This is a genomic window from Paenibacillus sp. P5_B5, assembly GCF_056400365.1.
Window position 1 is genome coordinate 122,207 of record NZ_JBFULK010000007.1, and the last position, 21,911, is coordinate 144,117.

General features: G+C 42.7%; 21 protein-coding genes. 1 reads left to right on the forward strand and 20 read right to left on the reverse strand.

What is annotated here, in order from left to right:
- Positions 1-40 precede the first annotated feature (40 nt).
- The 7 genes from fabZ to spoIIID all read right to left on the reverse strand — a co-directional run bounded on the left by fabZ (position 41) and on the right by spoIIID (position 4,908).
- Positions 41-472: a 3-hydroxyacyl-ACP dehydratase FabZ gene (gene fabZ, locus AC1DOK_RS11680; protein WP_477554454.1), complete on the reverse strand. Its 432-nt coding sequence runs from the start codon at positions 470-472 to the stop codon at positions 41-43.
- 6 nt (positions 473-478) lie between these two features.
- Positions 479-994 carry a CDP-alcohol phosphatidyltransferase family protein gene (locus AC1DOK_RS11685; RefSeq protein WP_477554455.1) on the reverse strand — a complete coding sequence of 172 codons (516 nt, stop codon included), beginning with the start codon at positions 992-994 and terminating at the stop codon, positions 479-481.
- 260 nt (positions 995-1,254) lie between these two features.
- A complete protein-coding gene (locus AC1DOK_RS11690; protein WP_477554456.1) occupies positions 1,255-1,563 on the reverse strand; it encodes a DNA-directed RNA polymerase subunit beta in 309 nt (102 codons plus the stop codon).
- Between the two features lie 12 nt (positions 1,564-1,575).
- Positions 1,576-2,454, reverse strand: coding sequence for a flagellar hook-basal body protein (locus AC1DOK_RS11695; protein ID WP_477554457.1), 879 nt, complete (start codon positions 2,452-2,454; stop codon positions 1,576-1,578).
- 11 nt (positions 2,455-2,465) lie between these two features.
- Positions 2,466-3,383 carry a flagellar hook-basal body protein gene (locus tag AC1DOK_RS11700; RefSeq protein WP_477554458.1) on the reverse strand — a complete coding sequence of 306 codons (918 nt, stop codon included), beginning with the start codon at positions 3,381-3,383 and terminating at the stop codon, positions 2,466-2,468.
- 69 nt (positions 3,384-3,452) lie between these two features.
- Positions 3,453-4,454 carry a rod shape-determining protein MreB gene (mreB, locus tag AC1DOK_RS11705; RefSeq protein WP_477554459.1) on the reverse strand — a complete coding sequence of 334 codons (1,002 nt, stop codon included), beginning with the start codon at positions 4,452-4,454 and terminating at the stop codon, positions 3,453-3,455.
- 163 nt (positions 4,455-4,617) lie between these two features.
- Positions 4,618-4,908 (reverse strand): sporulation transcriptional regulator SpoIIID, encoded by a 291-nt coding sequence (spoIIID, locus tag AC1DOK_RS11710; RefSeq protein WP_477554460.1) that lies wholly within the window; start codon positions 4,906-4,908, stop codon positions 4,618-4,620.
- 494 nt (positions 4,909-5,402) lie between these two features.
- Between spoIIID and AC1DOK_RS11715 the strand changes: the two genes are divergently transcribed.
- Positions 5,403-6,059: a hypothetical protein gene (locus tag AC1DOK_RS11715; protein WP_477554461.1), complete on the forward strand. Its 657-nt coding sequence runs from the start codon at positions 5,403-5,405 to the stop codon at positions 6,057-6,059.
- 915 nt (positions 6,060-6,974) lie between these two features.
- Here AC1DOK_RS11715 and AC1DOK_RS11720 read toward each other — a convergent pair.
- The 13 genes from AC1DOK_RS11720 to AC1DOK_RS11780 all read right to left on the reverse strand — a co-directional run bounded on the left by AC1DOK_RS11720 (position 6,975) and on the right by AC1DOK_RS11780 (position 21,910).
- Positions 6,975-7,988 carry a peptidoglycan DD-metalloendopeptidase family protein gene (locus AC1DOK_RS11720; protein ID WP_477554462.1) on the reverse strand — a complete coding sequence of 338 codons (1,014 nt, stop codon included), beginning with the start codon at positions 7,986-7,988 and terminating at the stop codon, positions 6,975-6,977.
- 79 nt (positions 7,989-8,067) lie between these two features.
- Positions 8,068-9,255, reverse strand: a complete 1,188-nt coding sequence (spoIID, locus tag AC1DOK_RS11725; RefSeq protein ID WP_477554463.1) for a stage II sporulation protein D — start codon at positions 9,253-9,255, stop codon at positions 8,068-8,070.
- Positions 9,256-9,550: 295 nt separating this feature from the next.
- Positions 9,551-10,933: a UDP-N-acetylglucosamine 1-carboxyvinyltransferase gene (gene murA, locus AC1DOK_RS11730; protein ID WP_477554464.1), complete on the reverse strand. Its 1,383-nt coding sequence runs from the start codon at positions 10,931-10,933 to the stop codon at positions 9,551-9,553.
- 167 nt (positions 10,934-11,100) lie between these two features.
- Positions 11,101-11,364, reverse strand: a complete 264-nt coding sequence (locus tag AC1DOK_RS11735) for a DUF1146 family protein (RefSeq protein ID WP_477554465.1) — start codon at positions 11,362-11,364, stop codon at positions 11,101-11,103.
- A 40-nt stretch (positions 11,365-11,404) separates the two neighbouring features.
- A complete protein-coding gene (locus tag AC1DOK_RS11740) occupies positions 11,405-13,402 on the reverse strand; it encodes a S8 family serine peptidase (protein ID WP_477554466.1) in 1,998 nt (665 codons plus the stop codon).
- A gap of 73 nt (positions 13,403-13,475) precedes the next feature.
- Entirely contained in the window at positions 13,476-14,975 is a 1,500-nt protein-coding gene (locus AC1DOK_RS11745) for an NADH-quinone oxidoreductase subunit N (RefSeq protein WP_477554554.1), read from the reverse strand.
- A gap of 13 nt (positions 14,976-14,988) precedes the next feature.
- Complete coding sequence (locus tag AC1DOK_RS11750) at positions 14,989-16,608, reverse strand: complex I subunit 4 family protein (protein WP_477554467.1); 1,620 nt, start codon at positions 16,606-16,608, stop codon at positions 14,989-14,991.
- The gene (nuoL, locus tag AC1DOK_RS11755) at positions 16,608-18,485 is read right to left on the reverse strand and encodes an NADH-quinone oxidoreductase subunit L (RefSeq protein ID WP_477554468.1); all 1,878 of its coding nucleotides are present in this window, start codon (positions 18,483-18,485) and stop codon (positions 16,608-16,610) included. Before nuoL ends, AC1DOK_RS11750 begins: the two co-directional genes overlap by 1 nt.
- A gap of 15 nt (positions 18,486-18,500) precedes the next feature.
- A complete protein-coding gene (gene nuoK, locus AC1DOK_RS11760) occupies positions 18,501-18,812 on the reverse strand; it encodes an NADH-quinone oxidoreductase subunit NuoK (protein ID WP_477554469.1) in 312 nt (103 codons plus the stop codon).
- On the reverse strand, positions 18,809-19,342 hold the full coding sequence (locus AC1DOK_RS11765; protein ID WP_477554470.1) for an NADH-quinone oxidoreductase subunit J: 534 nt from the start codon (positions 19,340-19,342) through the stop codon (positions 18,809-18,811). Before AC1DOK_RS11765 ends, nuoK begins: the two co-directional genes overlap by 4 nt.
- Positions 19,335-19,787 (reverse strand): NADH-quinone oxidoreductase subunit NuoI, encoded by a 453-nt coding sequence (nuoI, locus tag AC1DOK_RS11770; RefSeq protein WP_477554471.1) that lies wholly within the window; start codon positions 19,785-19,787, stop codon positions 19,335-19,337. The genes AC1DOK_RS11765 and nuoI overlap by 8 nt, the downstream gene beginning before the upstream one ends.
- Positions 19,788-19,790: 3 nt before the next feature.
- Positions 19,791-20,813 carry an NADH-quinone oxidoreductase subunit NuoH gene (gene nuoH / locus AC1DOK_RS11775; RefSeq protein ID WP_477554472.1) on the reverse strand — a complete coding sequence of 341 codons (1,023 nt, stop codon included), beginning with the start codon at positions 20,811-20,813 and terminating at the stop codon, positions 19,791-19,793.
- Positions 20,813-21,910, reverse strand: a complete 1,098-nt coding sequence (locus tag AC1DOK_RS11780) for an NADH-quinone oxidoreductase subunit D (RefSeq protein WP_477554473.1) — start codon at positions 21,908-21,910, stop codon at positions 20,813-20,815. Before AC1DOK_RS11780 ends, nuoH begins: the two co-directional genes overlap by 1 nt.
- Position 21,911: the final 1 nt, after the last annotated feature.

Consider the following 21,911-nt stretch of genomic DNA (forward strand, 5'->3'; position numbering starts at 1 on the left):
CATCATCCTCTCCATAATCATATTCGATATGTACAGCTTGCTATTGTTTGTCCGATAGCGCGAACATAAAGTCACCTTCGGCGACAACCTTACCATCAACTGTCGCAACGCCTCTGCCCTTACCAATGCTTGCCTTCATACGAGTAATTTCCATCTCTAGGCGAAGTGTATCACCTGGGGTTACTTGCCCGCGGAAGCGGAAATTATCAATTCCAGCGAAGAATCCAAGCTTGCCGCGATTCTCTTCCTTCATTAACATAGCTACAGTTCCCACTTGTGCAAGTGCCTCAACAATTAGCACACCCGGCATAACAGCATACCCTGGAAAATGACCTACGAAGAATGGTTCATTCATCGTTACATTCTTGATACCAACTGCTCGTACGCCTTCTTCTACTTCAAGGATGCGATCTACAAGTAGGAATGGAGGGCGATGCGGGATAATCTCTTGAATCTGCTGAATATTTAACATAAGAATTCATTCTCCTTTAATTCTATTCAATGTGTTGAATTGAAATACGTAAACAAACGAGGTTATAAAAGAGAAAGCAATAACAACCCACAAATAAGGTATTGCAAACGAGAACTCAAAAATAATAAATAGAATAGCTAAATAATATAGAACTGTTGTGAGTTTACCCATGACATTTGCTGGAACTGTCTTCTTACCTCTAAAATGGAAAAAAGCCGAACCCACAATCATTCCTATATCACGAATGAACATTGCCGCCGCCGCTGCCCAAGGAATCATCCCCGAAATAAGCAAGGAAACAATTACAGCAATCATCATCAGCTTATCAGCAAGTGGGTCAAGCATTGACCCCATTACTGTCACTTGTTTGTGCGTCCTAGCATAATAACCATCCGCGATATCGGTTAATCCTGCAAAAGCCAAAATAAAGAAAGACGTTCTTATATATCCCCCAAAAAAGCACAGGAGAAATATAGGCACGAGGATAAACCTACTTAATGTTAACGCGTTAGGCACGTTCAAGAAGCCCTCTCCCCCGATCAAATACCGTATATCAATTATCGTCTGTCACCTATTATACATATCTGTACAACAAGAATAAACAATTTTACCGTCTTTTCCAAGATAAAAGCTAGAACAAGATGAAGAAACGGCTTCACCGTCTGTATAGAGGGATACGTTTCATAAGTTGAATATTAGAAAAGTATAGGTGCACAACCTATATTTTCTTGCTCAGTCACAAATAAAACTCCCAACTGGGAGTTCTCCTATCATGTAAATCATTATTTTTCGGCAAAAACTAGATCGAATAAATGCTTCCAAGTCTCAAGATGGAAAATTTCGCTGCTTGGCTGTTTACCTAACTTCGTATAGCCAACCCATAATCCAGCGATAATCACAATCACGAATATAGCTGGGATAACCAAGGCTTTTAGAATACGTAATGTCACTCTAAGCCACTTAGGTCTAGATGATTGAACTGGTTTCTTCTTCTTTGGTTGTGCGGAGTTCTGTGAGCCTGCCTGTCTATTCGTCTGAGATGGATTGCCTTGGGCTTCACTTCTATACCCTCGTGTCTGCTCGTTATTCATCATATATCACCATTAACCTCGCAGATTATTTGCCATCCCTAGCATGGAATCCGCATTAGCAAGCGCTCGCGAACTCAATTGGAAAGCTCTTTGAACCATGATCAGATCCGTCATTTCATCAGATATATTCACGTTCGATTTCTCTAAGAAACCCTGCATCAGTTTAATTTTATTCGGATCACCATCAGGTAAGATCGTTGAATCCTGCAACACATTCGCCGGAATCCATGTTAGTGGATCTTCTCCATCTGGAACAGATACATCAAACAAGCCATTACCCAGATCATTAAGTAATTGTGGACGCGTTACATGTACCAGCTTAATCTGACCAAGATCAACTGGACTTGCCGAAGCATCAGCTTTATCATATGCCCTTGCGTATCCATTCTCATCAATTACAAGACGATGATTGTCAGGTATCATAATGGATTGATCATCCGTATTACGAACAGGATGTCCGTCTTTAGTTGCTAGAACCGCATTTCCATCCACATCGATACTAATATTAAAAGAACCACTTCTAGTCCACACTGGCTTCACCACATCATTACCAGCAGCATCCTTTGTTGTGATTCCAATCTCAATTAACCCTTGACCATCAACAGCTAAATCAAGTGGATTATCTGTTGGCGTAAGTGTTCCTTGCGTCATGTCTAACTGTATGCTGTTCATTCTCGCGCCCCAGCCCTGATTGTACCCAAGCGGAGTCATTCTACCTGGTTGACGAAAGTCAGCACCTTGCTGCTGAATACTTGTTAGCACGTCTTCAAAGGAGGACTGCCTCTTCTTATATCCAATTGTGTCCACATTCGCGACATTATTAGAAAGAACGTCCAGCCTTTGCTGCAGACCCTGCATCGAAACGGATGCACTTATCATTGAACGATTCATGCTCTACCCCCTTAAATCCGGCCAACCTCATTAACCGCTTTTTCTAGACTTTTATCGTAATATTGAACCATCTTCTGGTTCGCCTCATAATTTCTCATCGCAGACATTAAATCAATCATAGACTGTGTACTGTCGACGTTCGAACGCTCTACAAATCCCTGATTAACCTCAACATCATCAAGCCGATTATTCGGGTCCAAAACAACTATTGAAGCCTGATCCTCTGCATTAATGGTATAGAGTCCATTGCCTTCAAGTATAAGCTGATTCGGATTCTGCGCTTTCATGAGCATCAATCTGAGTGGATCGCCATTCGCATTCGCAAGTGGTTGTCCCTCACGATCCAAGAAATATCCGGCAGATGTCACATTAAAGTCGCTAATCGCTTCATCATTCGCATCGACAAGTACGATCGGCTTTCCATCATCACCTAAGACTAAATTACCAGATATATTCACTAATTGTCTTTGCTCATTCACAGAGAATTTGCCGTTCAGCGTATAGCGTGTTTCGCCCTGTGCATTCTGTACCGTAAATAAAGCCTGCGGCTGATATGTAACGTTACCATCTGCATCTAGATTCTTACCTGTTGCATCAAAAGCTAATGGTACACCCGCTCCATCTAGAACCTGAATATTCGACTTCAGAGCAAAATCCAGCGGATTATGCGTTTCTTGTAAATCGCCTTGAAGTTGAAGCGCGATGCTTTCTTCTCCAAATACACCATTATACATGGTCCCGATATAAGGCGATGCTCCAGGTTTATCAGTCCCCATAGCTGCAATCAGCATCTCAGGAAAAGAGCGAGCTACTGTATTAGCTTGCTTAAAACCAGGTGTGTTCAAATTCGATATATTATTCGTTACGGTATCATGCTTACGCTGCTGCGTAAGCATGCCCGATGCAGCGCTATATAATCCTCTTAACATGCTTGTATACACCCCGAACTTCCTATAATGAACTACTACTTACTTTATCGGAAGCAAGAAGCTGATCTATTAGCTATACTTGCGTTTAGATACTTTATCTAAATTGTCTAGCATGATACCCGTTCCCTTAACAACACAGAACATTGGATCATCAGCGATAATAATTGGCACCTTTAATTCATCTGTAAGCAATTGATCAAGACCATGCAATAACGCGCCACCACCTGTTAGGATAACGCCACGATCAATAATATCCGCCGATAGCTCAGGCGGTGTCCGTTCAAGCACAGATTTAGCTGCCGTAACGATTGTCGCAACGGAATCAAATAAGGCCTCATATATTTCAGATGAATGTATGCTGATTGTTAGCGGTAATCCTGACACCATATCACGACCACGAATATCCATCTCCGCACTTCTAGCATTCGGATATACAGTCGCAATATTCACTTTAATATCCTCTGCAGTCCGCTCACCAATTAACAGCTTATATTTATTCTTCACGTACTTCGCAATTGCCGAATCGAACTTGTCCCCTGCGACTTTAACAGAAGAGGAGGTAACGATGTCGCCCATTGATAATACGGCGATATCCGTCGTTCCTCCGCCAATATCCACTACCATATTTCCGCTCGGTTGGAAAATGTCCATTCCGGCTCCGATCGCAGCTGCCTTCGGCTCTTCTTCCATGAAGACATCCTTAGCACCGCAACGTTCTGCAGCCTCGCGAATCGCTTTCTGTTCCACAGAGGTTATGTTCGTGGGAGCACAGATCAGTATTCTCGGTGACGAGAACCATGACTTACCGCCAACCTTCTGAATAAAATGCTTCAGCATCGCTTCTGTCACATCAAAATCTGCAATTACACCATCTTTAAGTGGCCGTATCGCCACAATGTTACCGGGTGTTCTACCGACCATTCGGCGAGCCTCTTCACCTACTGCTAGCACTCGCTTCGATTCGCTCTCAAGCGCGACTACTGAAGGTTCATCCAGAACGACACCACGTCCTTTTACATGAATAAGAACGTTCGCCGTACCGAGATCAATACCAATATCTTTATTTAACATTGTAAACCTATCCTCCCTAACCAAACTGCCAACAAAAAAAGAGCCGGAACTCATAATTGTATCAATCTTAATTATAAGCTAAATTCGCTGGAAAAACACTAAATCCTCTTTTTTTATCTAAATCGACAAAATTCATTAGGGAAGGAAAAGTCTTTAAGCCAAATTATGCTTTTACCGAGACAAGTGGTTCCGAATTTCTGGTGTTTTTGGTCTTACGATACTTAATTTTGGTGGCTTCTCCTCCCCTTAAATGTCGAATTGATTTGTGATACTCCAGAATCAGTTTCACCTGGTTGGCTAGATCCGGATTGATCTCTGGGAGCCGCTCCGTCAAATCCTTGTGCACCGTGCTTTTCGAGACACCGAATTCTTTCGCGATCGTTCGAACTGTATTTTTCGTCTCCACAATGCAAGTTCCGATCTTGATCGTCCGTTCCTTGATGTAATCGTGCACTCCTCTCGCCTCCCTACTCGAAGTCAGATTGGTACATTATATGAGGGGCAAGGGCTAATATTCTTTATATACAAGCCTGACAAGCTAAATTTGTACAAAATAATGGGAAATCGATCAAAAAGACCCCTCCCTGTCCACAATAAATCCAGGGAAAATACCATGTTTAATACGTGAACGGATAGGTAAAATCAGCATCAAGAATTGAAATAAGCTATCCGGAGCCATTCAAAAACTAAAAATGCTAATTTTTCATTCGAAGATTACAAGGGTAGGCTGATTTAATATTTGTGCTTGCTCTTGGTACAGGGTAGAATAAGTTCGAGTTAACATTTGTACAATCTTGGACAAACAGACTAAATATTGCACAAACTTTAAGAGTGCTCTATGATTGGCTTATGGAGTGAAGCACACCCCGTTGCTACGGCAACTAGGTGTGCTTTTTTTGTATGCGATGGGTGTTGTGGAAAAACAACCAAATTTGAGGAGGAAGCGTAATGAGAATAGAAATCGCGGAGTTTATCGAGAGATTCGAAATGAAAGCCAGTCAGATGGGACGTCATCGCAACAAGATAGGCAAATCTGAAATTGCATTTTTGGAGCAAGTATGGGGACCTGCATTTAACTATGACTTCACCGGATTAGAACCGGAGTATTTGCTGAAGGATTTTGCTAATGGGAATCGGTATGCTGATTTTGTGTATATCAAAAGTGGCATTCGCTTGTTGATAGAAATTGATGGTTTCCACACACATGCTCGTGATCTATCAACGAAAGAATTCGATGATCATCTTCTCAGACAAAATGATCTCATGCTCCAAGGCTGGATCATCCTTCGCTTCTCTCCCAATCTAGTGGAAAAGCACCCTATGTTATGTCAAAGCAGAATTACTCAAGCTATCGGACATTGGTGGACACAAATCAATAAAACTATCGTAATCCAAGACTCCGAAGTATGGACGTATCGCAAACGCCTAATTATTGAACTAGCTACCAGATATAATGGCTATATTCGAGCGCTAGACATAGCTAACTACTTTAACATATCAGACCGTACCGCGCGCAGCTGGACAACCCGTTTTATTAAAGATGGGTTACTAATACCTGTTCAACCGAAGAAAAGAATAGTTGGTTATCATATCAAAGGCTATTGAAACATATTGAACGCTAGTTTGCCTCCGCTTTGACGATCACATTAGCTCTTTCGACTAATTGCTGGGATCGATCCGGCATGTTTGGGCGTTATTGCGGAAGCTTCTTCCGTTATAGCGTCGTTTACTTCCGCTTTGATACTCATATTAGCTCTTTCGACTAGTTAATCCGGTCGATCCGGCACGTTTGGGCGTTATTGCGGAAGCTCCTTCCGTTATAGCGTCGTTTGCTTCCGCTTTGATACTCATATTAGCTCTTTCGACTAGTTAATCCGGTCGATCCGGCACGTTTGGGCGTTATTGCGGAAGCTTCTTCCGTTATAGCGTCGTTTGCTTCCGCATTGATACTTATATTAGCTCTTTTTACTAGTTAATTAGTTCGATCCGGCACGTTTGGGCGTTATTGCGGAAGCTCCTTCCGTTATAGCGTCGTTTGCTTCCGCATCGATACTCATATCAACTTTTTTCACTAGTTACTTGGAGCAGTCCGGCACATTTGGGCGTTATTGCGGAAGCTCTTTCCGTTATAGCGTCGTTTGCTTCCGCTTTGACGATCGCATTAGCTCTTTCGACTAGTTACTCGGATCGATCCGGCACGTTTGGGCGTTATTGCGGAAGCTTCTTCCGTTATAGCGTCGTTTGCTCCGCAGTGCAATGCCGCTGCTAGCACTTACGCCACTGTTACTAGCACATTCCTTCGCCAAGACTAACAATTAAATATACCAAAACACAAAAAAACAGATCGCGCATAGTGCGGATCTGTTGGTATAGCTATAAGATTATCATGGTTATCATTAAACTACATAAGGTAATTGTTAAGCTACATAAGGTTGTCATTAAACTATATAAGATTATCGTTTACCTCATGATTATCATTCTAGCTTAACGAATATCCGTACTTACAGCTATCAATTGGAACTACTCTTTTTCCTTACCAGGATCAGTAGTTTTATCTTTGTTTGCTTCCGGTTGTTTTACTTTGCCGTCTTCAGGTGCCTTAACGTCAGCTTTGGTATCTAGATTAGCATCCTTGTTATCGCTTTTCGTTGTTCCTTTTTGGTCCACTTTAGTATCTTGCTTAGTCGTATCTTTGGTTGTGTCTTTGGTTGTGTCTTTGGTTGTGTCTTTGGTTGTGTCTTTGGTTGTGTCTTTAGTAGTATCTTTGTTAGTGGCATCCTGTTTAGCTTCGCCCTGCTTGGTATCTTTAATATCATTCAAACCAAGATACTGCTCAGGATTTAGGACAGATCCACCAGATTGGCGAACTTCAAAGTGTAAGTGTACACCTTGGGCTTTCTCAAGATCGTTACGTCCGGCTGTGCCGAGTAGATCGCCTTGCTTCACTTCTGTGTCTTTGGTCACTTTGACATTCTGTAAGCTTTGGTAGGCGGTTACGAGACCATTCGCATGTGTAACTTCTACGAGATTACCGACAATCGGATCTTTTTCCACTCTAGTTACTTTACCTGTTAAGACAGCAACAACATCAAATGGTTGATCGTCTTTGCGAGCCAATCCTAGACCTTTATTGGGGATAAATGTGTCGCCATACTGAACTGTCGCTAACTCTCTTGCTTCTAAGCTAGCATTAACGTCATAGTACGGTAAAACGACTTCAATCTCCTTCTGATCTTTGACAGGCCATTTCATTGTTTCCTGCTTGCCATTGACAGTCAGGACACCATTGATTGCGGAATCGCCAGTATGTTCTGTCTGTGTTGTTTCGCTACTAGCCGGATCTGCCGACTTACTAGCATTATTATAGGCCCCCCACACAATGGTTACGATAATTGCCGCTGCTACCAAATAAACCGCTGGGAAAACCCATCTTTTGGATAACAGCCTCTTCCATGCTGAACTAGACTGCTCTGCTCCTTGCGTCGATTTAGGAGCATTGTTTTTGTTGTCAAACCCTTGCTTTTGGTCACTCATATGGTTATCACCTCATCAACCATTGTTGACAGGTCCAAGAGTTTTATACGTTAGCTTTCTATTTTTTATATAAAAAGTTTTAGTTTACTATGTTCGAAGCTTTCGAAACGGATATCCCCTGATAGTAATAGCGAACAATTTCCTCCGCTGTCTTCCCTTGTTTAGCCATTGCATTAGCGCCCCATTGACTCATACCAACACCGTGCCCATAGCCGTAGGTTGTAATTTCGAGCGCAGCCTTTTTGCCTGAACCTTTCCACTGCCAGTCAAAGCTCGTTGACCGTAGTCCAAGCTTCTCTCTCACTTCACCACCAGTGAACGTTGTTCCACCAATAGTTATATTCTTAATCCTTCCACCCTTTGTTCGCTCTAACACTCGCATTCCATTCTTGGTAGATGAGGAGGTCTTGTTATTTGAGTTTGAGCTAGAATTTGAGGTTGAGGCAGAACTAGACGAACTCTCGTTAGCGCTAAATGTAATAGAAGAAATACCTAGCTTGCGAATGACATCTGCATAGGATAGAGTCGTTGTTTCTTTAAACTTAGGTGACTGCTTATCCCATGGACTGGGGACGCTTTTGAGATAAGGGACTGTAAACAGCCAGATTTCCTCGGAATTTTCCGTGTAACCATTACTTGTTGAGAAAAAGGTAGCATTGATCGGTTTATCATTATAAGTAAGGATTAGATTACGAGTTTCTTCCACAGCTTGTGTCAGTTTGACCATATTGCGTGTATAATCTGCTCCGACCCATCGTTCTGCTAGCGCCTCTTCTGTTAAATAGACTTGATGTGCTGTTGTATCTGTTACGAGTGCACCTCTACCTTCTGTAGGAACATTACTCGTGTCCTGGTCAATCATGCGTCTATATATATAAGTACGTGCTGCTAAAGCCTGTGCTTTAAGTGCTTCTAGTTCATAACCTGCCGGCATCTCTGCTGCTAATACACCTCGCACGTAATCTTCAAGCGCAATAGACTCTACTTTGGCTTGCTTTGATAAGTAAACAGGAACCAGAATCTCTTGTTTCAGCACTGCTGTAGCATCTTGCTTGACTACTGGATCATTCACTCCCGCAGGGTTACTAGGGATCGATACTGTGTTATGAATGGAACTTGGCTTGTCTATTCGTTTGACGAGAACTCCGGGTATCATAATGGTTACGATAAAAAAGGCAAATAAGCCTACCAGTATCCATAGGAAGATGTTCAACCGAGCCCAGTTTTGCCTCTTATTTCTCATCTTACGCAGTTTAGTCACAGACATATCAGAACGCCCCATTCTATTAATTCATCTACAATAACTTATGACAAACAGAAACAGCTTCGCAATCGCCATCCTATTATACTTATTTATTCACTTATAAAATTTATGAATGCATTTAATAGAATAGAACTGAATTTACAATGTAATAGTTGTCTCTAGGGATTGAGGAAGTACGAGAGGTACGGAAAGTAAGAGAAGAAATGCAACTGGAAATAGCTTTGCATGACTTATTATTTCTGATTTACACACAAAAAAGACGTGCCAGTTGATATCAACTGACACGTCTTGTATGATTTTACGCCCATGTAGGCTGTGCAGTAAGCACTCCTACGTCATTAGTCCGCGAAGCAACTGGCTCTACGATGGCTTCCGGCTCCAACTCAGCTGTTGTTGTCGAAACTTCATGTGGGGAAGCTGTTGCTTCTTCCACTCGTCTAATATCTGCTCCGAGCTCACATAGACGCTCGGCAATATTCACATAACCGCGATCGATGTGATAAATCTCAGAAATTACAGTCTCACCTTCCGCAACCAGACCCGCAAGGATCAGTGCTGCGCCTGCGCGTAAATCAGTTGCGCTAACTTTAGCACCGATTAGTGGTGTGCCACCGCTAATAATAGCTGTGCGACCATCCACCTTGATGCTGCCGTTCATCTTCTTGAATTCATCCACGTGCATGAAGCGGTTCTCAAAAACTGTTTCAGTAACGAGTCCTGTACCATTTACAGCTAGAAGCAATGCCATCATCTGAGATTGCATATCTGTTGGGAAGCCAGGGTATGGTAATGTTTTGACATCAGTCGCGCGTAGCGGTCCGTCCGTACGAACATGTATCCCATTCTCGTCTTCAGTCACGATAACGCCCATTTCTTGTAGCTTGGATACAACAGGACGCAAGTGATTACCAATTGCACCTTCTATGTACAAGTCACCGCCCGTGATTGCTGCAGCTATCATATAAGTACCAGCTTCGATTCGATCTGGTATTACGGTGTGTGTGACACCTGTTAATTTCTCTACACCTTCAATGCGAATGACAGCTGTCCCTGCTCCGCGAACATTAGCGCCCATAGCGTTCAAATAATTCGCAAGATCAACAATCTCAGGCTCCATTGCTGCATTCTCAATAATTGTCGTACCTTCTGCAAGAGTTGCCGCCATCATGATGTTCTCAGTTGCCCCAACACTCGCTACGTCCAAATAAATCTTGGCACCTTTCAGCTTTCCTTCTACTCTAGCCTCTATGCAACCATGTCCCAGCTCGATAACAGCTCCCATTGCTTCAAAGCCTTTGAGATGCTGATCAATCGGTCTAGTTCCAATTGCACAACCACCTGGTAGTGAAATTTGAGCTCTGCCCATTCTTGCTAATAAAGGTCCCATCACAAGAAAAGAAGCTCGCATTTTACGAATTAAATCGTACGAAGCTTCGCAGGTAGCTATATGTGATGCGTTTACTTTGATCGTTTCTGAGTTGTATTCTATCGCAACGCCCAATTTATTCAATACTTGAATGATCGTAAATACATCATGTAACGGAGGCGCCTCCTGAATGACGCTTTCTCCTTCCGCAGCCAACAGGGATGCAGCGATTATCGGCAACACAGCATTCTTAGCGCCGTTTACTTTGACTCTCCCCATTACTTGTCGACCACCGCGGACGATAATTTTGCTCATCTTGGTCCCTCCGCGCAAAAAATTTTAATATTAGTGTAACATAAATTTCTTTCAATGGAAAATAACACGTACATAAAATCGTCGAAATATTGGAGATTAGATGGATTTGTGTCTAAATATTGTAGGAACCTCATCCTATTTTCCAGTATTTACGTTTTATTACTTCCTTATTCGACAGCGCCACGAAAAAATCCGAATTGAATGGAGTTTAGCATGTAATCAATAAAGAAGTTACCTACCATATAACCTAAAGCAATGGATAGAAAAATTTGCAACAGCTTGGCCGCAGGGCCTTTGGGTCTTTTGAGAAAAACATCGAACCTTACCTCCTGAAGACCCCACCATGACAATCCAATTAATAGTAAATAGACAACCATGTTGAGTAGAGGAATATAAGCACCAAGCTCCGTCTCTTTTATTGAATCCATCATATCGACTCGCCACCTACGTTTTTTATTTCTGTCGTTCTATTCATTGAATGAATAATAAATAAGGCTGTCTATCTTTCCAGTTCTCAGATTCCACCTTAATAAAATAGGTGCCTTCCTTCAGTTTCTGCTTGATCTGAATACGATCCCCAGAAGACCACTGCTCATAGCTGCCTATCTCTCGATTGGCTAAATTATATAGCTTTACTTGAAGTTTACCCGTTGAACCGATATCTGTAACATCAATTTGGACTGTACCACTATCTTCCACATCAAATTGGAACCAATCGACATCTTTCTTCGTGTCAATAACTCCTTGATAGGACTTGCCTAAGGTCATAGAAGTAGACTGAAACTTCTTATCATTAGGTTCATAAGGATCAATCATTTGTTCTGTGAATTCAATTGATAGGGAATACTCGCCGACAACTGGTTGTGAGTAATCTTTGATATTAGACACGCGTATGTAGAAATCACCAGGCGTTAAGTTCATCGCCTGTGACGATTCAGTTGCTCCGTCGCCTTTCTTATCTATGATGATCGACTTCTCGTTCTTCTTCTGTAAGAGTAAGACGGGGTCAATGCGATTCGTATCGACCGATACACTTACACGCAGCTTACCTGACTTCCGAATCGGTATTTTGAACCAATCTTGATCTTTGGTTTTATCAAAGGTTCCTACAATTTGTTGATAGCGTGCAGGAAGTACGAATGCTTTATATTGGCGGTCATTATCCTCGAAAGGATCCGCATTAATAGTAAACTTGGTTGACACATGATATGGCAATTGCAAACCCTTCTTCATATTGGGTGCATGCAGCATGAAGTAGTTGTTTCCTTTTTTAACTTTGAGCTGAGCGGGCTTGCCACTTTCAATTAAGGCATAGTCCTTGAAAGTGTTACTCGATTGAGCGTGACGTAGAACAAGTTTAGTTGGACCATCCCAAGTCGTACGCAAGGTTAGCATACCTTCATAGAAAGAATCAAGTACATACCAATCTTGATCTTCCCCCGAACTGAATGAAGCATCTACATTCGTATCCACAGACAATGACTGTGATTGTTCTATAACATCATTTGGCTCGAATGGATCTGTTTTGATAGATTGATTAAGCGCACGATCCGCTCTCAGCACACCGTTTCCTGTATATGCATCCCATCCTGGTGTGTTCACATCTTCTGCTGTCTGGGTTAGCAAATTGCGGAGCTGATTCACTTTGAGCTCAGGATATTTGCTCCATACAAGTGCTGCAACCCCCGCAACCTGAGGTGCTGCCATTGAGCTGCCTTCCTTATACTCGTATCTACCGCCAAGAGCAGTTGTATACACATTCCAAGGCGCTACTAGATCAAGTTCTGGTCCATGATTAGACCGGGATTCCATTTCATTATCTTCTCCTATACCACCAACTGCTAGTACAGTTTTGAAGCCTGCTGGATATTTAATTGCGTTCCCTTCATTACCTACCGCTGCAATAAGCAGCACGTTCTTCTCTTCAGCATAACGTACGATTAGATCCATATATGTAGATTGCTTATTTAATCCGAGTGATAAAAGTACTATGTTCGCTCCATGATCAATCGCATAGCGAATCCCTTCGCCAAGCTCCTTCTCACCGCCATAGCCATCACTGGCAAGCGCTTTGATCGGCATGATTTGGACGTTCCTTGCAATGCCGGCAATTCCTTTGTCATTGCCTACGGTTGCACCAACAATTCCAGCGACATTCGTTCCGTGACCAAAATCATCTTGTGGCAGCTTATTGCGATCTATTAAATTGATACCTGGAATCAGATTATCAATTAAGTCTGGATGTTCGAGATCAATACCCGTATCAACGATAGCTACGACAAGTGGTTTACCACCTGTAGGAGTCGACGCCCACGCAGAATCGATTTTAATTCGATCTAAGTAAGACTGCTTGCCTCGAAGTGGATCGTTCGAAGACGAATAAGATGCCGCTTCCACCGCACTTGATGTAAACACTTGTGAGATTGCGAGAATAATAACAAATAGGAATCGGATCGTAAATTTGTTCATCGCTTCTATGTCCTTTACTTATAAAATAAAAAGCACCACCCTATTGATAGGGGGTGCTTATATTATAGCAAAGTTATGATAGGAGTAGGAGATCTTTGGATAAAGTAAATATTTTTTCTAGATAGTTTAGTAGAACATCTGGGAAGAATCCAAGTAGAACCCCAATGATCGCACACAACCAAGCAGTAACACCAAGAGGTAATGGTACTTTAACGACCTCTGATTCACTACCAGTTCGCATGAACATTTGCCTGATAACGCCAAAATAGTAGTAGTAAGCGATAACTGTTGTAGCGAGCATGACCGCACCTAACCAATAATTATGCGTCTCCATCGCTCCTAGTAGAATATACAGCTTACCGAAGAAACCACCGGTAATTGGGAAGCCTGCAAGTGATAAGATAATCAGTGTCATAGCAGTAGCCGTGTATGGCGCTCTATGATACAAGCCTGCGAATCCGCTCAGTTGTTCACTTCCTGTAGAACGTTCGATGATCATTAACACAGCAAATGCACCGATGTTCATGAACATATAAGCGATCAAGTAGTAGATGAACTCAGCAAAGTTACTGAAATGAGCTGTCGAGAAATGCGTAGCGATTGGCACTAACAGGTATCCTGCATTAGCAATTCCCGAATAGGCAAGCAAGCGTTTCATATTGCGTTGACGCATTGCCGTCACATTACCGACGACCATCGCAGTTGCTGCTATTACAGCTAACACCAACATAACATCCTTGAATAATTGCGGATTAGCATCCACTGCAAACAAGGCGTATATGATTCTGAAGATCATTGCAAATGCCGCTGCCTTCGATACCACTGCTAAGAAAGAAGTGATTGTCGTAGGTGCACCCTCGTATACATCAGGAGCCCAAGCATGGAATGGAGCTGCCGCAATCTTGAAGCCAAGACCTGATATTAATAGGAATACAGCAATGTAAATAATCATTTCGTATGCATCAAAACTAGTTATAAGTGCTGTTCGTATATCCACTAAGTTAGTCGAGCCTGAAATTCCGTATAGGAATGACATTCCATATAAGATAATTGCCGAAGCAATTGCACCCATGACTAAATACTTGAATGCTGCCTCATTCGATCTATGACTTTTCTTGCGTAAAGCTACCATAATGTAAGACGTTATGCTTAACAGTTCAAGACCTACATATAAGGTAATTAAATCTGCTGACGAGGCCATAACGAACGCACCAAGTGTAGCAGGAAGCATGAAGTAGTAGTACTCGCCTACATGATGAATTTCATCTTTCTTCACATAAGCAAAGCTCATATAAACGACAAACCCCGTTCCGGTTAAGAACACAAGCTTCATCAATGAAGCAAAATCATCGACTCGATAAGAATTGGCGAGTAGTTCAACCGATTTGTCTGGGTTCAGCTGAAGTACGACTAAAATCCCCGTTATAACTAAACTTAGGAGTGTAAGCCAACCAATAAATTTGCGATTAACCTTATCCGGTAATAGCAAATCTAGAACTGACAACACGACAGCCGCACCGACTAACGTTAATTCCGGTAGTAGATGTAGTAAATCAGCAACCTGTAAGCGCATAGATTCCACCGGCTTAACCCCCTATCTTCGCAGCGACGCTTGAAATAAGTTGATCGAAGTCGCCTACAGTTTGTTCAAGCACCCCGCTAAGAACGCTCGGATAAATACCAATTAACACGATGAAAGCAACTAGTGTAATCATCGGAATAGCTTCGCTTAATCTGGCGTCTTGCAATTTGCTATGCGCTTCCGATACTGGACCAAACGTAATTTTGAGCACAGCGCGTAAGATATATACGGCTGTCAAAATGACACCGAGTAAGGCCACAATCGTGTATACCTTATGTGTCTCAAACAAGCCGAGGAACGCTAGGAATTCGGATATAAATCCGGACAAGCCTGGCAAACCAAGCGATGCTAGACCTGCAATCAGTAGCATTCCACTCATGAATGGCACTGATTTGGCTAGCCCACCCAAGTTGTTCAGCTCTGTTGTACCGGTTCGTTCATGAATGGAACCAACGATTAGGAACATTAGAGCAGAGATTAATCCATGTGATACGAGCTGGAATATAGCGCCCTGCATCCCGATTTCGTTAAATGCGGCAAGTCCTAGTAACACAATTCCCATATGTGAGATGGATGAATACGCAAGGACGAGCTTGAACTCTTTTTGCACAAAAGCTAGGATCGCTCCGTACAGAATATTAATGACACCTAGTAAAGCGAGTACCCATGCCCACTGCTTCGCTTCCTCTGGGAAGAAGAGAATTCCGAAACGAATGAGACCATATGCACCCATCTTAAGTAGAATACCGGAGTGGATCATAACGATCGCTGGCGGAGCTTCTGTATGTACCTTCAACATCCACGTATGGAACGGGAATATCGGAAGCTTAATACCAAATGCTACGAGAATCATGATGAACAGCGTCCATTTCATTCCTGAACTTAAGAAGAAACCGTTATTCGGATCAACGAAATTCGCATAGGATTGGCTGTCAGCCATATTCTTCAAGATGTTCTGAATATCACCACTATAGAACACATCCCACTGACTAGCCGTCTGAATTTGGCTAAAGCCAGCTGTACTAACCAAGATTAGGAAAGCTATGAACATTATCGCTGAACCTAGTCCGTTATAAATCAAGAATCGATTCGCAGCCTTCTCTCTGTTCATATATCCCCAAATACCAATGAGGAAGAACGTAGGGACAAGTGTTATTTCAAAGAAGATAAAGAATAAGAATAAGTCCTGTGCCATAAACACACCGAGCATTCCTGTCTCAAGAAGTAAGAAAAGAATGAAGTATGTTTTCCAGCGCTTCTTAATATAGATCGATGCGATGGCAGCCATTGCTGCAACGAGTGCCGTTAAGAACACCATCGAGATCGATAATCCATCTACACCTAAGCTGAACTTAAGATCAAAAGATAAGGAAGTAATTTGGTTAACCCACTCGTGATTTAGAGGGAAGCTAATCCAGTCATAGCTTTCTTTGAACTGCATGCCGCTCGCATCTGTCTGAAATTGAACGAAAGCCCATCCTGCAAGTACTAACGACACAAGCGAAATGGTGATCGCTACTGTTTTGTGCAAATAACCCAAATGCTTAGGTATGAAGAGTAAAATAAGTACTCCGAGGAGAGGAGAAAAAGCAATCAGACTTAAGATTGGAATGTTGTCCAGCATTAGTCGAAGAACCTCCTTCCCACGATAGCCAAGGTGAGTATGATAATACCAAATATCATGATAAGTCCGTAACGTTGTAATTGACCGTTCTGAAGTCTCGAACTAGCCTTGCCTAGACCAACAACAGATATTGCTACAAGGCGAACGACACCATCAACCACATAATGATCAAAGCGTTTCAGTAACCAGCCAAGACCTCCAAGTGGCTTGACAATGATCCAGTCATAGATTTCATCGATGTAATACTTACGATAAACAAGTGTATGCAACCAATTTGGATTCTCGTTAAATTCAACATTACTAGAACGTCTGCCATACATATAGTAGCCGAGTATAATTCCAGCAAGTCCAACTACCGTCGATAGAATAATAACAGGCCAGTTCGCCACTTCAACATGTTCATGACCCGTTATCCAGCCACCAAACCACGAGTTAAATGGTGTCATTACGAATCCAGCAACGACTGCTAGTATAGCTAGAACAATAAGTGGGAATGTCATAGAAGCAGGTGACTCATGTGCTTCATAATCGGAGCGCTTCTTCCCTACAAATACGAGGAAGAATACTCTTGCCATATAGAAAGCAGTGAAGAATGCTGCGATCAGACCTACCCAGAACAAGATCTGGTTGTTATCCCAAGCTTCAGCTAAGATCATATCCTTCGACCAGAAACCAGACAATGGCGCAATACCAGCCAGAGCTAATGCACCAATGGCGAAGGTCACGGTTGTGATCTTCATTTTGCCTGACAAGCCGCCCATTTTTCTAATATCCTGTGTGCCTGTAGCGTGAATAATGCTACCTGCTGCTAGGAAGAGCAAGGCTTTGAAGAAGGCGTGAGTGAATAAGTGAAACATTCCGGAAGCATAAGATACTCCGATACCAAGTGCCATCATCATATAACCAAGCTGACTGACGGTTGAATACGCCAGTACTCGCTTAATATCGTTCTGTGCCACACCAATCGTCGCTGCGAATATCGCTGTAAACCCTCCGACAATCGCCACTACAAGAAGTGCATCTGGTGATGCAAGGAAAATATCATATGTTCTCGCGACCAGATACACACCAGCTGCAACCATCGTTGCGGCGTGAATCAATGCAGAAATCGGCGTTGGACCTTCCATTGCGTCAGGCAGCCAGGTATGTAACGGGAATTGACCCGATTTACCCATAGCACCAACGAAGATGAGAATGGCAATTGCCGCAGTTAATCCTACCGTAAACTCCCCAGCAGCTCCATTGGCAAATGCATTGTGAATATTGCTGAAATCTAGTGAATGATTCGGCATATACCAGAACAGCAGTAGAATACCAATTAATAAACCAACGTCACCAATTCGCGTAACGATGAACGCTTTTTTGGCTGCTGCACGTGCTTCTGGTTTATGAAACCAAAATCCGATCAGTAAGAAGGAGCACACACCAACAAGCTCCCAGAATATGTACAATTCAAGCAAATTAGCAGAAATAACAAGTCCTAGCATGGAGAACGAGAATAAAGAGATGTATGCGAAGAACACATTGATCCGTTCATCATCCTTCATATATCCACGCGAATAAATATTAACTAGCAGGGCTACAAATGTAACAATGACTAGCATTAGAGCATTCAAGTTCGTCACTTCAAAGCCCATTGTTAATGAAAAGTCCCCTACCGTAATCCATGTCCAATCTTTCCAAGCATAATCTGCTACATGATCACCCATGCGTCCAAGAAGAATAAGGATGGACATCACGAATGATGCAAGCATAGCGATGATGCCAATGAGGCTACCAACTGATTTCCACTGACGGCCCATTGCGATCAATATGAAATACGCGATCAGAGGAAAGAGCGGGATTAACCAGGCGTACTGTGAGTAATCAGATACCATGCTTTATGTTCCTCCTTATCGTTTCATTGAATTGATCTCTGTGACATCGGCTGTTCCCTTGTTACGATACAGTAAAATAAGAATCGCAATACCAATAGCAACCTCTACCGCAGCAATTGAGATGTTGAACAAGGTGAAAATCTGTCCAGTCAGCGACGGTATCGTTCCATATTTAGAGAAAGCCACTAAGTTTAAGTTAACGGCATTCAGCATTAATTCGACTGATAATAGAACAACTACACCGTTCTTCTTGGTTAATGCACCGAATAGTCCAATACAGAACAGAATCGCAGCTAACATCAGATAGGGAGTAATCGATCCACTCATAATCCACCATCCTCCCTTTTAGCGATAATGACGGCTCCGATAAAGGCAACAGTGAGGAGTACAGACATCAGTTCAAATGGAATGACGTAATTGTTGAAGAACAATTTACCGAGTTCAAGCGTATTGTCTTTCCCCGGATCAAACACCGGTGCTGCTTTAAACAACGTGTTCTGAATCGCGTAGAACAGAATACCGAAGAATGCCAATACAGCAACAAATGCCATACCTGTATGAAGAGGTGGTGTCAGTCCTTCGTCTCCACTTCTGTGATTCGTCATCATAATCCCAAAAATCATTAAGATTGAAATTGCTCCTGCATAGATTAAAATCTGAGCAACAGCAACAAATTCTGCTTCAAGTAAGAAGTAGATCCCTGCCAAAGAAATAAAGGTAAGTGCTGCAGCCATGAGCATATGAACCACTCGCGTGAATGAGATCATATACAAAGCCCCACCGATCGCCATCATCGCGAACAAGAGGAAAACCCAGTTAGCACCACTCGACAGAAACTCACCGAGACCACTAAACATCTTTACCCTCGCCTCCTTTGATAACAATCGGAGTGTTCTCTTTGCGCACTTGGTTGTCATTCTCATTTAACCAAAGCATATTCTTAAATAAGTCATCACGGGAGTAAGAGCTAAGCTCGAAGTTACTCGTCATCACAATTGCTTCCGTTGGACAAACCTCTGTACATAAATCGCATAAAATGCAAATTTCGAAGTTAATATCGAATGTTTCGAGCACTTTACCTTTCTTCTCCGGGTCCGGATTAGGCTTGCCCTGGATCGTAATGCAATCCGTAGGGCAGATTTTGGCGCACATATTACATACGATGCATTTATCTACGTCCAAATACTGAATGCCACGGAAACGATCCGGTAGCTTTAGCGGTTCATCCGGATATTTATAAGTCACTTTCTTTGCGCCAAAAGCTTTGAGCGTAACGCCCATCCCTTTAATAAGCCCCTTCATCGGTTACCCTCCTATTATCCAGGATTTGATGCCCATGTAAGCAGCAGTTACAAAAATGTTAAGCAGCGAAAGCGGCAGTAACACTTTCCAACCGAGTCCCATGAGTTGATCGAGTCGTACCCTCGGCATTGTCGCGCGAAGCCAGATTAGGAAGAAGATGATACAGCACACCTTAAGTCCAAACCAAATGACGCCCGGTATAAAATCAAGCTGCGGAAATGGCGCGTGCCATCCGCCCAAGAAAATAAGTACGATTAATGCAGAGAAAACGAACATGTAAATATACTCCGCTAACATATAGAAGGCGAATCTGAATCCACTATATTCAACGTGATAACCTGCAACGAGCTCCGACTCTGCTTCAGGCAAGTCGAATGGCGTACGATTAAGCTCGGATACAGCTGCAATGACAAATACGATAAAACCAATGATTTGCGGCAGGAAGTTCCAGTGCCAGAAATATCCGGCTTGACCTTCTACAATCAGGCGAATATTCATAGATCCTGTCATCATGACAACACCGACAACAGAGATAATAATTGGAATCTCATAAGAAATCATCTGAGCTGCGGAACGCATCCCACCGATTAACGCATATTTATTGTTCGATGACCAGCCAGCTAGAATAACCCCAACTGTCGATATACCTGACAAGGATAATGCATATAAAAGACCAACATTAATATCCGCATGTAGGAATCCTTCTGTATACGGCAGTACTGCCATAATCGAGAATGAGGGAAGGAAAGTCAGAATTGGCGCGAATATAAATAACTGTCGCTCCGCCTTATGCGGAATTGTATCTTCTTTGATTAATAGCTTAAACACGTCAGCAGCCGATTGGAGTAAGCCAAACGGACCTACGCGATTGGGTCCAATTCGGAACTGCATGAAACCCAGTACTTTGCGCTCAAAATAAATTTCGAGCATAACCCAGACTAGAATGAATAACAGCAACGCTACAGCAACCGCACAAAAGATCGCAAAGTTGACCCAAGTTAGCTGTTCGGTAAGCAAACCAAGCATTAGCCGTCGACCTCCCCAAGCACAATATCAATGCCGCCGAGAATGGTAATTAAATTCGTCATCGTTTCGCCTACGAGTAGCCTCGGCAATATTTGCAAATTAACGAAGGACGGTCTGCGGAATTTCAAACGGAACGGTTCTGTTTTACCCTTAGATACGATATAGCAACCAATTTCACCACGTGGTGATTCAATTCCGGCATATACTTCACCAGCAGGCGGTCTAATCGCCCGAGGTGCCTTCAGAATTTCACCTTGATAAGGGAACTGTTCAATCGCCTGTTCGAGAATTCGTAACGATTGACGGATCTCTTCCATCCGTACGGTATAGCGATCATAGCAATCACCATTCTTACCTACAGGCACATCGAACTGGAAACGATCATAAATGGAGTAAGGCTGATCTTTACGAAGGTCCCACTTCACACCTGTACAACGCAGATTAGCACCACTTAAGCTGTAATCGATCGCTGACTGGGCATCATATTGACCAACGCCTTTGATCCTTGATAAGAAAATTTCATTTCCCGTAACAAGTCTATCGAACTCTTCTAATCTATCGTACATTTGCGCGACAAACTCGCGAACTTTATTAATCCAGCCATCAGGGGCATCCCACTTAACGCCTCCAACACGCATGTAATTGTATGTAAGACGTGCACCACATAACTCCGTAAACATGTCGATAATTTTCTCACGCTCGACGAATGCATATAAGAAAGGAGTTTGTGCGCCAATATCTAGTAAGTAAGTTCCCCACCACACCAAATGTGAAGCAACGCGCTGCATTTCCATTACGATGACACGCAAATACTCCGCTTTCTCAGGAACCTGTAATCCCATGAGCTTCTCAACGGCATTGACGAGCACGTAATTATTAGTCATTGCAGAAATATAATCCAATCGGTCTGTATAAGGAATAATTTGTGTGTAATTTAAATTCTCAGCAAGCTTCTCTGTACCCCGGTGCAAGTAACCCATTACTGGGATTGCTTCCCGAATCACTTCGCCATCAAGCTTAACGATGACACGAAATACACCGTGTGTACTCGGATGCTGTGGTCCGACATTAAGTATAAGTTCTTCTGTCCGTAACAAG